The sequence below is a fragment of the Peribacillus sp. NPDC058002 genome (assembly GCF_042886655.1).
Lineage (GTDB): Bacteria > Bacillota > Bacilli > Bacillales > DSM-1321 > Peribacillus > Peribacillus aracenensis.
In genome coordinates this window covers 1-13,131 of the sequence record NZ_JBHVQU010000110.1, presented here as the reverse complement: position 1 = coordinate 13,131, position 13,131 = coordinate 1, and the positions used below count along the sequence as shown (strand labels likewise).

Sequence of the window (13,131 nt, the reverse complement as noted above, 5' to 3'; positions counted from 1 at the left end):
GTATATAAGTGAAATTGGCGGCTTGTTTTTATTAAGCGGGATCATAATGGGCCTGATTGGTGGCTTGACTCCATCCAAGATGGCTAATGGTTTTATTTCAGGAGCGGGCGAAATGGTTTCCGGGGCATTGATAATAGGCATTGCGCAGACAATCTTGGTCATCATTACAAGTGGCGGAATGCTGGATACGATTTTATATTATGCTGCGGGATTGGTTGAGCAGCTTCCTCCCGCCATAAATGCAATCGGAATGTTCATTGTCCAATTGTTTCTTAACTTCATTGTTCCATCCGGAAGTGGACAAGCAGCATTGACGATGCCGATAATGGCTCCATTGGCGGATTTGATGGGTGTGACAAGACAAACGGCAGTGTTAGCTTTCCAATTAGGGGATGGGATTTCGAATATGATATTTCCGACTTCTGGAGTGCTATTGGCTGGACTGGCAGTGGCAGGCATATCTTTTACGAAATGGGTAAAATGGGTGTTTCCGTATCTTTTGATTCAGGTTGCGGTAGCAATTATCTTTTTGATCATTGCTCAAAGCATACAGTATGGCCCTTTTTAAAGACTTTAAAAATCTGAATATTGGCACTAAATGATCAGGGAGGCATTTATGATGAAGACAATACAGGAGACAGTTGTCGATGAAGTGATTTCATGGCGACGTCATTTTCACGAAAATCCGGAGCTCTCATATCAGGAGTACCAGACTTCTGAATTCATCTATAGGAAATTAAAAACCTTTACAGGATTGGAAGTGACGAGACCTACCGAAACGAGCGTTTTAGCGGTTCTCAAAGGAGCTAAAAAATCTGCCCGAAAATCGAATACCATCACCTTTCGTGCCGATATTGATGCACTCCCGATTCAAGAAGAAGCAGAAATTGATTATCAATCAAGAAATCCCGGGATTATGCATGCATGCGGACATGATGCACATGCTGCGATGTTATTAGGTGCTGCTAAAGTCCTCTCTGGGAAAAAAGATGCGATTGATGGAGAAGTCAGGTTTATTTTCCAACACGCCGAAGAGGTTCTGCCAGGGGGAGCTCAGGAATTGGTGAAAAAAGGGGTCATGGAAGGAGTGGATTATGCATTTGCACTGCATGTTACTCCTTATGAACGAACAGGTACGATATGTTTAAGGGAAGGGGTATTCTGTGCAGCAGCCGATGATTTTGAAATTAAAATCATTGGGCAGGGCGGTCATGCGTCGACTCCGGAATTAACGGTAGATCCGCTGCTCATTGGTGCAGAAATTACTACGAATCTTCAACATATCGTTTCGAGAAAAATTTCAGCTCTTAGGACACCCGTCATTTCAGTCACTCAATTCCATTCAGGTAGTGCGCTGAATGTCATACCTGAATATGCAAAAATCGGTGGTACCATTCGTTCCTTAGACCCTGATAGCCGATTGAAAGCAAGGGAGTATCTAGAGCAAATCGTTAAGGGGATTTCAGAAACACATGGGGCAAAATGTGAAATTACTTGGTATTTAGGGTATCCAGCCGTGGTAAATGATAAAGCAGCTGTCGATATTTCAAGAACGGTCATGGAAGGTATTTTTGAAGGAGATAATATCATCCGGGTTGATGATCCTATGTTCGGGACAGAAGATTTTTCGGCTTTTTCCGAAATCGTACCCTCTTCCATGCAATTTCTAGGCGTTCATAATGATGAGTTTGGAAAAGCTTACCCTTTACACCATCCTAAATTTAAAATCGATGAGAAGGCTTTAGGGTATGGAGTAAGATATTTTGTAAATATAGCTGATAAATTATGCGGTGATTAAAATAATTGAGCAAGCATTGGGCTGGAAAAGACAAACGTTATAGTTTAAAAGAAAACTTACGGTGTCTTTTCTCCCTATCATGACTGGTTTTTTCCATGGTTTCCGCTTCTGGAATAGTTAAGTGAGCAAAGTGATGAAAAGAAATTTCATTTAAAGAACTTCTGGTTCAAAAAGGTTAATAGCCTACATTTTAAAAAATAAACTACCTATTTAGGAGGAATATAAATGTTTAAACACGCGATTGTAAGAAAGATTGGAAAAAGTTATGTAAATGGCTTAACAACATCGGATTTAGGAAACCCGGATTATGAAAAAGCTCTTATACAACACGATGCTTATGTAGAAGCATTAAAACGCTGCGGTGTGAAAGTGACCGTTCTCGAACCGGATGAGAGATACCCTGATTCCACGTTTGTGGAAGATACAGCCGTGTTGACGCCAAAATGTGCCCTTGTAACCAATCCTGGTGCAGAAAGCCGGAATGGTGAGATTAATGAAATGAGAGAAGTTTTAAAGAACTTTTATGACACAATCGAATATATTCAATCTCCAGGTATGTTGGATGGCGGAGATGTAATGCAAGTTGAAGATCACTTCTATATTGGTCTTTCAACTAGAACAAATGAAACAGGTGCTCTTCAGTTCAAAGATATTATGGCTAAATATGGATATGATACGACGATCATTCCCCTTAAGAAGTTCTTTCATTTAAAAACGGGTGTCAATTACCTGGGAGACAATAATTTATTAGTGGCCGGGGAATTCATTAATCACGAGGCTTTTTCTGGCTTCAATCAAATAATCGTAAAACAGGAAGAGGAATATTCGGGTAACTGCGTAAGAATGAACGACTGCGTTATTGTCCCTAAAGGGTTTGAGGATACAAAGAAAAAAATTGAAGATTTGGGATACACTGTGATTGATGTGGAGGTGACTGAATTTCAAAAACAAGATGGCGGACTTAGTTGTCTCTCTTTGAGGTTCTAAGATAGTTTAGGAGAAGGATAGGTTAATAGATAAGATAAGGAAGTGTTTATATGGGGTATGGACTGGAGAATAATGATCAGCTGCAGCGCTCAATGAAAAGACGCCATTTATTTATGCTTTCACTTGGCGGCGTAATCGGTACAGGTCTTTTTTTAAATGCAGGCTATACCATTAACCAAGCAGGGGCAGGAGGGGCCCTTGTCGGTTATCTAGCCGGCGGTCTTATTTTGTACATGGTAATGGTCTGCCTTGGCGAGCTGGCCGTTCATATGCCGGTTACAGGTTCATTCCAGAAATATGCTGCCGAATATATAGGGCCTTCCGCTGGTTTCTCTCTAGGATGGATGTATTTCGTAGGTTCAGCCGCCACTGCAGGAGTTGAGTTCACGGCAGCAGGAATATTGATGAAACAGTGGTTCCCCCATAGTCCTACCTGGATTTGGTGTGCTGTGTTCATAGTGCTTTTATTTACTTTGAATGCATTAACGACAAGAGGTTTTGCAGAGGCGGAATATTGGTTCGCTGGAATAAAAATCGTTGCAGTGATTTTGTTTATCTTGATTGGAATCGCTGGCATCTTTGGTTTTGTCTCTTTATCTGATCGTCCAACCCCATTCTTTGAGAATTTGGCTCCTTCTGGTCTATTTCCAGCAGGGGGGATTACCATTATCTTTGTGACAATGATGAATGTAATATTTTCTTATCAAGGCTCAGAACTAATAGGAATAGCGGCAGGGGAAAGTGAAAAGCCCGAAGAGAATATCCCTAAAGCCATTCGAAACGTACTATTTAGAATCATTGTTTTCTACATTTCGTCCATCATCATCCTTTCCGCCATATTCCCTTCTTCGGAATTAGGCTTATTGGAAAGCCCTTTTGTAACTTTGATGAAGATAGCCGGGATTCCTTATGCAGCAGGTATCATGAATTTCATTATTTTGACAGCCATTCTTTCTGTGGGGAATTCATGTCTTTATGCATCCACAAGGTTGCTTTGGTCGATGGCTCATGACGGTATGGCACCCAAGGTGTTTGGTCTATTATCCAAGAGGAAGGTGCCATTGAATGCCCTTCTTTTTACAATCTGTTTTTCGCTTCTATCGTTATTGACTAGCTTCATTGCGGCCGATACAGTGTTCGTGATACTTATGTCCATAGCTGGTATTTCCGTCACGATTTCATGGATGGGAATTGCTTTATCGCAATATATGTTTAGAAGGAAATTTATAAAAGCGGGTGGTAAAACGGAAGATTTACAATACATGGTACCCTTTTACCCATTTGTCCCGTTGTTTTGTTTAGGCTTTTGTTTGCTGATTCTAGTATTCCTTGCCTTTGATCCTACTCAACGAGTCGGACTGTTTTATGGGATAGGATTTTTGATAGCCTGTATATTATTCTATAAATTTAAATTGGCTAAGAAAGTGGAGTCAAATACCAGCCTTGAAAATGAAAAAATATTGTAGTTGAGTTGCACAAAAGGCTAGCCAGTTTTTACTGGTTGGCCTTTTTAAATCTTGTAAATGCGGTCGCTTGGATGATTATTCACTGAATCGGAAGGAAAATACCAACATTTTAACGAAGAAGGAATACCTTACAAAATAGGAAGGGAAAATTAACTTCTTTTACCGAGAGACGGAAAGAAAACAATAAAATTAAAATGGGGGGAAGTAATGAAGATCAATCATATAAATTTAACAGTTAATGATGTTACAGCATCAAGGGAGTTTTTAGAAAGATACTTTGGATTGTCATGTGCAGGAAGCCGGGGAGATGGGTTCGCTGCAATGAAAGATGATGATGGTTCCATATTGACTCTAATGAAAGGAAGCGATGTACAATACCCGAAGACTTTTCATGTTGGATTCATACAAGAAAATGAAGAGCAAGTCAACAGGATCAATCAACGGTTGAAGGATGATGGATTTATGGTGAAATCTCCACAACACCTACACAGGTATACGTTCTATGTAGAAGCGCCTGGAGGATTTAACATAGAAGTACTATGTTAAAGAATTACTTGGAGATAAATCGTAAAACTACTATAAAAGAGGATAGTGGAAGAACAAGATATACTATAGCCTATAAGTGTGGTCAATATGGAAACACCAGTTAGATCCGAAAAATGGGTGGCGTTAATGCCATTTTAACTCCTGTATAACATTCATGGTGTATATATGGTTTGATCATACCGAAAAAGCTGAATGCAAAAGCCTGTTCAAGAAGGCTTTTGCATTCAGCTTTTCTTTTTTTGCTTTATTCCCCAAACGTTTTGATCCTGCATGACTGCATCCTAAAATCAAACATGTATATTGAGTTGTTTACGGAGACGTTGCATTTCCGAATTGAAATAGGCTTTGCTGTAATCACAACCTACAATAGCAACGATATTGCCCTCATCATCAATAATAGGCGCAAAGCTTGTTTTCCACTCACCGTACCTGTCTTCATATATCGGAGTCACACCAGCCTTACCATTAAACGCCTGGTATGCAACATTAACCATTTCAGGGGGGCCAATATATTCTTCCCCCGGTTCAATTACAAAGCCTTTGTCTGCAACGAGGTGAATCAGACGTCCATCCTCCGTCATGATAAATATAAAGACCCATTCAATTACGCCTTCCTTTTCTTGAATCATGGTAAGTTTTTGTTTTAATTTCTGGGAATAGGAAGTTTGCCGGTTCATATTTTTTTGCAGACTGATAACCTCTTCAGCTGGAATGATAGCTGCGGTTACAACCGCAATGGAACGAAGCCGTTGATTTATTTGTTCTTCTAAAATGGCCCGTTTATCCACTGGTGAAAAGCGTGCCTCCTCAATTTTATTACGTAATTTTTTATATTTCCTGCTCATCGTAGGCTGGCTGACTTCCAATACCTTCGCTGCTAGTTTTAATGATTTGTATTGTTCCATCGCCATATTGATGAGCTGTTCCTCCACAAGCTCGACTGCTTCCTGCATAGGCATAAGAAAATCGATAACAGGTATTGAAGCGGGTTTGGGCCCTTTAAAAGGAAGGACCTCTTTAACCAACGCAACATCTACTTCCGGCATTCCGCTAGTAATCACAAGCCTTTCAACTGTATTTTCAAGTTCGCGCACATTACCGGGCCATTGATAGATACATAGCAAGTCGATTGCATCCGGGGTGAAAGCCACATTTCGATTGTATAGTGCATTGTACTTTTGTAGAAAAAACTGAACCAGGTGGGGGATTTCATCTACACGATTCCTAAGCGGCGGAAGATGGATAGGTACGACATGAAGGCGATAATATAAGTCTTCTCGAAATTCACCTTTTTTCACCATTTTTTCGAGCGATTTATTTGTTGCGGCAATCACCTGAATATCAACAGGGTGTGATGCCGTACTTCCAATTGGTGTGACAACGCGTTCCTGAAGGACGCGAAGCAGTTTTACCTGTACGTTAAGCGGTAACTCGCCAACCTCATCCAAGAATAAGATACCTTTATGGGCGAGTGTGAATTTCCCTTTGGCGCCGTCTTTCCGTGCGCTGGTAAAAGCCCCTTCTACGTAGCCAAAAAGTTCGCTTTCAATTAGGTTTTCCGGGATTGCACCGCAATTGACAGGTATAAACGGACCGTCGCTTCTGTTACTCATATTATGTATGGCCCTGGCGGCCATTTCCTTTCCTACACCGGATTCCCCCAATAAAAGGACTGTTGCGCTAACATCGGAAACCATTTGCATTTTATGCAGAACATCAAGCATCGGTTTACTGCGGATCACAAATGGAAAAGATGGCTTCTTCGATTCAAACAAAGGCCCTGATTGACCCCTTGATGTATCTGGATAAGAGTCTTTAATTTCTTTGTAGGCCCACACCCAGGCCCCAGTTTCAATTGGGTATGCCGTCATCAGCATTTCCGGACCCTGCCATGAGGACAGCATGGAAGATCTTTTTTCATTTTTGCCCATTATCTCTTCTGCCAAGCTTGTGGAAAACAAATCTTGTTCAACATCCTTGATGGAACCGCCGACATTAGCGGATTTGACTGTTTGGAATAAGGTGTTTCCTGTTCCGGTCGATTTCAGTATGGTGCCATTTTTATCTGTCACAATAAGCTGGTCGTAAATAGACAAGAGTACAGAGGTGAAGTGATCCATTCATGTCTACCTGCCTTTCATTTAACTTCCTAGCTTTTATATTACAGAAATTTCACAATTGTTCAATAGTTTCAAAAATGAATATTCTTCCTATTGGAAACCCAGTAAGCATGGTGTTTTCTGATTGGCATGTTTATTGCATTAAAGTAAAGAGAAGGGACTAGAAAGCATGATTGCAAAGGAGGGAGAAACGATTTTGAATAAAGAGAATCAGTTCCAACAGAATATCAATTCTGAAGATCCCTTTATTAAAAATCTATATTCAGATTTGAATGAGCGGATCAATGCGTATGAGAAGGAAGATGCCGTGAAAATCGACAAAATGAAATGGAAGGATGCGACAGGTTCAATTTTTCTCATGATATTAATCATCTTTTACCTGGTCTATACACTTGTCTAAAGTAGTTTATTTAGCTCACCCAAAACAATGACAGTCTTATTTCCAAGCGATACAATCATTATTTTATAGTTGGGAGAGAAGCGTGTGAGTAAAGAGAATGCCTCCATTTCAAAGGATGTGGCCTTTGGTTTTTTACCGGCAAGTAAAAGTGACCGGATTTTTAATCTTCGGGATTTAATTTTAGTTCAGGTTGTAATTGGCCTCTCATCTTTTGGGCTGTTAACTGGTGGATACACAGGTACAATGCTTGATGTGAAGCAGTCACTGGCAGCGATTTTATTCGGTAACGCCTTCCCTTTGCTGTTGATTGTTCCCATTACCCTTTATTTTGCGCGTTATGGCATAGATACTTTTGTAGGGTTTCGAAGTTCACTAGGGTATCTAGGATCCAATATCTTTTTCTTTGTTTTTCTTATTTTAACTCTCGGCTACATTTCCATTGCGCTTTTCATGTCCGGCCAGGCGTTAGCAGAGGCTGCTAATTGGATGGGGATGCCCGCCATTTTCTCAAGCCAAGCAACTGGAGCGCCGTTTTTCTCGATTTTACTCTTCATCTGTGCATTTCTAGTAACGGTGAAGGGACCGATAGCGATTCAAAAATATACCGCAGTAGCCGTTCCGGTTTTTATGGTTCTCATGTTTGGTCTTCTTGCAATAGTCTTGTTTGGCCAGGGATTCACTAAAGTCGCTCATATACTTCCTTCCGAGCCATTTGAAACGAATTCTCGTTCATTCGCGACAGCCCTGGAATTAAATATCGGTCTCGGCTTCTCATGGCTGCCATACCTTGGCCAATACAGCCGTTTATCTAAAACAGAAGGAGGAGCATTTAAAGCAGGATTCTACAGCTATGGAATCATCGTTTGTATCGCAGCTTTAGTTGGGGCCATTGCTGCATTAGTCGCTGGTTCACTTAATCCTTCTGACTGGATGTTTTCCATCGCAGGGAGTTGGGGCGGCTTCATTGGCTTGATTTTACTTTCAGTTGGGAATGTCGGTGCAGCCATTTTCCTTATGTACTCACAAGCTGTCAGCTTTAAAACTGTATTCCCGAAAAAGTCATGGATGATTGCGATGGGTACAACCGTACCGACCATATTCTTACTTCTAAGCTCGACGTTCTATGATGCATTTGGTTCATTCATTGCTGTCATTTCCTTTATCATGGCTGTTCTTGGCGGAATTGTCGTTGCAGATTACTTTTTTGTAAAGCGACAACGCATTTCAATAAGGGATTTGTATGACACACAGGGCTCTTATACTTATTGGAAAGGCCTTAACCCGTCGGCAGTTCTAACGGTGGTCATTGGAACGATCGTTTACTGGGCACTTTATAATCCATTGACTTTTGAAGCAAGTGACTTTTTCCTTCATACAGCTGCCGGAATTCCAACATACTTTGTCGCTTTAGTCACCTACTATGTTTCATCTAAATACATTTTCCGTTTTGGAGTTGACATGGAGCGTCCATCCGTTGAATTAAAGGAAGCTAAATAGAAAAAACGCAATTTAAAGAATCTAGGGAACGAGAGGAGATTGTTCAATGTTTACACAAAGTTTAGATTTCAAAACAACTGATTTAGATACATTCCCATTTCCATTCACTTCAGGTAACTATCGTTATTCAAACGATTTGAAAAGACTCTCAAACATTAACTGTATTGAAGTTACTCCAGAATATAGACTTCAAGTGGAAACGAAGCGTCGTCTCCTTCAAGAACAGCCGCATATAAGGTTTCAATCCTTTTCACACACAATGGAAATGCAATGGGAAATATTGGAAATGCTCATCGGCATGGCAACTGATCGCTATCCGGAGCATTTCGAGGTCATTAAAGATGGAGACAACTGGACTTTCAAGAACCACATTTTCGGGGAATCGGATTCATTCGTGTATGGCGATGCCAGCACGCTTCCATATGAGCCTCTTGATTATGTAGGGCGCCATTTCCACAATGATTTTGTTTTAATGGTTCATCGCGATAGTAATTTCTATTTGGAAGTGGGACAAGTTTCATACGCCGCACTCTTCTCAGCTAACTGGAATAAAGGCATGTCCTTTGATGAAATCCATGCACCCGTTCCATTTGTATCACGGAAAGGCGATGAACTGGCAGATCGCGTTCGTAAGTTTTTATTATCCATTGAGCCAGGAAAGCCATGGACACGCATCAACTGGAACCTGATGGCTGACCGTTGGGATGTCAACTATGAAACGATGGATGTCTGGGGACCGCAGCGTTCTGGGATAACACCGGAAAATGCAGGTAAACTTGTTCGTTTGCGTGTTGAAGAACAAAAATTTTATCGCATGCCAAGAAGCAACGCCATTCTATTCGTATTGAATACGCAGTTCCTCCCACTGGAGGATTTGACATTGCGCCAGGAGTGGTTTGATCTGACATATAGCGTACTGCAGGATATTCCGGAACCTATGGCTGCATACAAAGGAATAGCCCCGTTTCTTCCGCAATCGGTCGAATATTTGAGGCGTATTGATGAAGAACAAAAAAACGAAAATAAACAATAAGTAGGAGGATAGGGCCTTGTACAATAGTCCAGTATTGTTTGATAAATCAATTACGATCGTAAATCAATTTACTCCTAGGAATGAACGAAGAAAGTTTGTGGTCATTTCTGATCAAGCCGGATATGAAAAGGCGAAAAGTTTTATATCTGAGCTTGCAGGTACAGTGCATTTTGAATGTATTTCCTTTAACGGAATGGAGGATAAAGAGGAGATTAAGAGATTCATCTTGTCACAAAAGATGGGCACCCAATTTTATATTGCGGCTGCATGGAACAATGCTGTTATGATCTTCTCGCTCGGGGTGGAAGCTGGTCTATCTGAAGCTGAGATCCAGACGGTGATTATCGGGCCTAAACGGCGGTACGTATATTGCATGAAATGTTTTGAAGTGTCGGAAGTCGAAGAAGAAGCAGAGATTGCCGAATGTGACCATTGCAGAGCAAGGCTAGAAATAGGACCTTTTTATTCCATAGTACGGGAAGGTTATATTGGTTACCCATTCATTCCAATCGGAAAAGAAGAAGTAGGGAGCTGATCATCATGCGGGTAGTAGGAAATATTCAAATGAAAGTAAACAAGATCATTCAAGAAACTCCATTCGTAAAACAGTTCGAATTGATTCCAGTTGACGGAAACCCATTGCCTGCTTTTACAGGCGGTTCGCATTTGACCACATTCATGCCGGCCGGGGATACGATCTTCGAAAGGGAATACTCCCTTATCAGCAACCCAAGGGAACGTGAAAAATATGCAATTTCCATTCGGCGTGATGAGGCGTCACGCGGAGGTTCCGCTTTCTGGCATGATCATGTACAGATAGATTCCAGGTTGGAAGTCAGTTTCCCTAAAAACAACTTCCCTCTCAGCTTTCGAGCAAAGCATCATGCTTTTTATGCAGCTGGAATCGGCATCACCCCATTTCTGGCAATGATGGAAGACATGGCTGCCGAAGGCCAAACCTTCGAACTCCATTATTCAGCGCGCACACCGGAATTATGTGCTTTTTATGATCTGTTGAAAGCCAAATACCCTGATCAATGCACCTTTTATTTTTCGCAGGCAGAAGACAAACGCAGAATGATGCCTGAGACGATGAAGGATCATCGCATTGGCACGCATGTATATTTTTGCGGACCAATCGAGATGGTTCAAGAGTATCGAAAAGCCGCCAGTTCCTATGGTTATCCGGAACATGCGATCCACTTCGAATTATTTGCGACAAAAAATGATGGGCCGCAAGATCCTTTCATTGTCGAGCTTACAGACAGCGATCGTTCCATCCATGTTCATGAAGGTGAAACACTGCTTGATGCGCTATTAAGGGAAGGAATTGATGCACCTTATTCTTGTAAAGTGGGAGGGTGCGGAAGTTGTGAGGTAGATGTTGCAGTAGGTGAAGTGGATCACCGGGATTTCTTCCTTAGCGAACAAAATCGCCAATCACGTAAGTCAATCTTAACATGCTGCTCACGTGCGAAGGACGACAGACTTGTATTAAAACTTTAACGATTCCGTACAGACTTACAAAAAAATAATGAAAACCGGAGGCAAAAAACATGACAATTTTAGAAACGGCTGTTTTAGAGCTTAAAAATTACATCGACGGTAAGTGGAAATCCTCATCTTCAAATGAAGTAATCCCGGTAATCAATCCTGCAACACAGGAAGTCATTGCAAGGGCTCCTCGTGCCACCAAGGAAGATACTGAAAAGGCAATCTCAGTTGCGAAAGCAGCTTTTGAAAGTGGAATCTGGTCAGGACTGACGGCACAGGAGCGAGCTTCCTATCTATATAAAATCGCTGATAAAATTGATGAACGTGCGGAAGAGTTAACGATTCTCGAAACAATGGACAACGGTAAACTTAAAGCAGAGGCAGGTTTCGATATTGCCGATGCCGCCGCGTGTTTCCGTTACTACGCTGGTTTGGTCCTTCATCCGGAAGGGGAAACTTATCAAGTTCCCGCTCCCGTGCAAGCGATGGTCGTTCGTGAGCCAGTAGGTGTAGCCGGTTTGATAGTACCTTGGAATTTCCCTCTTCTAATGAGTGTCTGGAAAATCGCACCGGCCCTTGCGGCGGGTAACACCATTGTATATAAACCGGCTGAAGTGACACCTGTAACAGCAATGAAATTATTTGAAATTCTAGAGGAAGTCGGCATCCCTAAAGGTGTGGCTAATATGGTGATGGGTCGCGGCACTGTTGTCGGTCAAACCATTGCAGAAAGCAAGGACGTTGACATTGTATCATTTACGGGAAGTACGGATGTTGGCCGCACTATCATGAAAGCCGCCGCGGGCAACTTAAAGAAAATTTCCCTTGAGCTTGGCGGTAAATCACCTAACATCGTTTTTGCCGATGCAGATTTAGAGACAGCCATCGATTACGGATTATTTGGCATCTTCTTCGGTGCCGGCCAAGTATGTTCATCAGGTAGCCGCATCCTGGTTGAAGAAAGCATTTATGATGAATATGTAAAACGCTATGTGGAACGCGCGAATAAAATCAAAGTTGGACCTGGCCTTGCAGAAGACAGCAACATGGGGGCAATTGTCAGCGAAGCGCAAATGAATAGCATCTTAAATTATATTGAAATCGGCAAACAGGAAGGGGCGACACTTGCAGCAGGCGGTTACCGTCTTGTTGATGACGGCCTTGATAAAGGATACTTCATTGCACCGACTGTCTTCACCGATGTAACACCTGACATGCGCATCGTACAAGAGGAAATCTTCGGTCCGGTCGTTGTCATTCAAAAGTTTAAAGATGAAGAAGAAGCTATTAAACTTGCAAATGATACAGACTACGGCCTTGCAGGGGGCGTCTTCACTAACGATGGCGCAAAAGGATTGCGTGTGATCAAGAAAGTGCGGGCGGGGATTACATGGGTGAATGATTATCATCCAACATATGTCGAGGCGCCATGGGGCGGTTACAAACAGAGCGGGATTGGACGCAGTTTAGGAAAATACGGCTTGGATGAATACCAGGAAATTAAGCAAATCAACATTAATCTCGATGTAAAACCTGTAGGCTGGTTCCCAAATTAAGCATATGATTGGAAATGAAGCAACTTACCTTCTTTAATCAAACCAAAAACCTAATCCAAATACGGATTAGGTTTTTGGTTTGTAACAAAAAGGAACGGAAATAAAAAATCCGACCCCCTTTAGGTTAATCAATGGCAGCCTAAATATTACGAACCAAATGGTTCGCTTGCATTAGTTGGTCTCGCTGAATAGAAATATGTAAAAAAAGCATCCTCATCATCTCAGGTCTTAACC

Annotated in this window: 11 protein-coding genes and 1 pseudogene; 11 read left to right on the top strand and 1 reads right to left on the bottom strand. The window is 41.7% G+C overall.

Annotation, left to right across the window (positions count from 1 at the left end; translation table 11 throughout):
• From ACFVSH_RS17255 to ACFVSH_RS17235, 5 genes and pseudogenes are all read left to right on the top strand, one after another.
• Window positions 1–568, top strand: a pseudogene (locus tag ACFVSH_RS17255) (YfcC family protein); the annotation flags it as partial.
• A gap of 48 nt (window positions 569–616) precedes the next feature.
• Complete coding sequence (locus ACFVSH_RS17250) at window positions 617–1,798, top strand: amidohydrolase (protein WP_387597386.1); 1,182 nt, start codon at window positions 617–619, stop codon at window positions 1,796–1,798.
• Window positions 1,799–2,023: 225 nt separating this feature from the next.
• The gene (locus tag ACFVSH_RS17245) at window positions 2,024–2,785 is read left to right on the top strand and encodes a dimethylarginine dimethylaminohydrolase family protein (protein ID WP_387597383.1); all 762 of its coding nucleotides are present in this window, start codon (window positions 2,024–2,026) and stop codon (window positions 2,783–2,785) included.
• Between the two features lie 50 nt (window positions 2,786–2,835).
• Window positions 2,836–4,251 carry an amino acid permease gene (locus ACFVSH_RS17240; RefSeq protein ID WP_387597380.1) on the top strand — a complete coding sequence of 472 codons (1,416 nt, stop codon included), beginning with the start codon at window positions 2,836–2,838 and terminating at the stop codon, window positions 4,249–4,251.
• 207 nt (window positions 4,252–4,458) lie between these two features.
• Window positions 4,459–4,797, top strand: coding sequence for a VOC family protein (locus ACFVSH_RS17235; protein ID WP_387597377.1), 339 nt, complete (start codon window positions 4,459–4,461; stop codon window positions 4,795–4,797).
• Window positions 4,798–5,084: 287 nt separating this feature from the next.
• On the opposite strand, the gene ACFVSH_RS17230 is transcribed toward ACFVSH_RS17235, so the two are convergent.
• On the bottom strand, window positions 5,085–6,917 hold the full coding sequence (locus ACFVSH_RS17230; protein ID WP_387707063.1) for a sigma-54 interaction domain-containing protein: 1,833 nt from the start codon (window positions 6,915–6,917) through the stop codon (window positions 5,085–5,087).
• 169 nt (window positions 6,918–7,086) lie between these two features.
• Between ACFVSH_RS17230 and ACFVSH_RS17225 the strand changes: the two genes are divergently transcribed.
• The 6 genes from ACFVSH_RS17225 (at window position 7,087) to ACFVSH_RS17200 (ending at window position 12,897) form a co-directional block, all read left to right on the top strand.
• On the top strand, window positions 7,087–7,317 hold the full coding sequence (locus tag ACFVSH_RS17225; RefSeq protein ID WP_387597371.1) for a hypothetical protein: 231 nt from the start codon (window positions 7,087–7,089) through the stop codon (window positions 7,315–7,317).
• A gap of 84 nt (window positions 7,318–7,401) precedes the next feature.
• The gene (locus ACFVSH_RS17220) at window positions 7,402–8,814 is read left to right on the top strand and encodes a purine-cytosine permease family protein (RefSeq protein WP_387707061.1); all 1,413 of its coding nucleotides are present in this window, start codon (window positions 7,402–7,404) and stop codon (window positions 8,812–8,814) included.
• A gap of 46 nt (window positions 8,815–8,860) precedes the next feature.
• Complete coding sequence (locus tag ACFVSH_RS17215; RefSeq protein ID WP_387707059.1) at window positions 8,861–9,847, top strand: heme-dependent oxidative N-demethylase family protein; 987 nt, start codon at window positions 8,861–8,863, stop codon at window positions 9,845–9,847.
• Window positions 9,848–9,863: 16 nt separating this feature from the next.
• Window positions 9,864–10,382, top strand: a complete 519-nt coding sequence (locus tag ACFVSH_RS17210) for a hypothetical protein (protein WP_387597362.1) — start codon at window positions 9,864–9,866, stop codon at window positions 10,380–10,382.
• Between the two features lie 5 nt (window positions 10,383–10,387).
• Complete coding sequence (locus tag ACFVSH_RS17205) at window positions 10,388–11,353, top strand: PDR/VanB family oxidoreductase (protein WP_387707057.1); 966 nt, start codon at window positions 10,388–10,390, stop codon at window positions 11,351–11,353.
• Between the two features lie 50 nt (window positions 11,354–11,403).
• Window positions 11,404–12,897 carry an aldehyde dehydrogenase family protein gene (locus ACFVSH_RS17200; RefSeq protein WP_387707055.1) on the top strand — a complete coding sequence of 498 codons (1,494 nt, stop codon included), beginning with the start codon at window positions 11,404–11,406 and terminating at the stop codon, window positions 12,895–12,897.
• The last annotated feature ends 234 nt before the right edge of the window (window positions 12,898–13,131 follow it).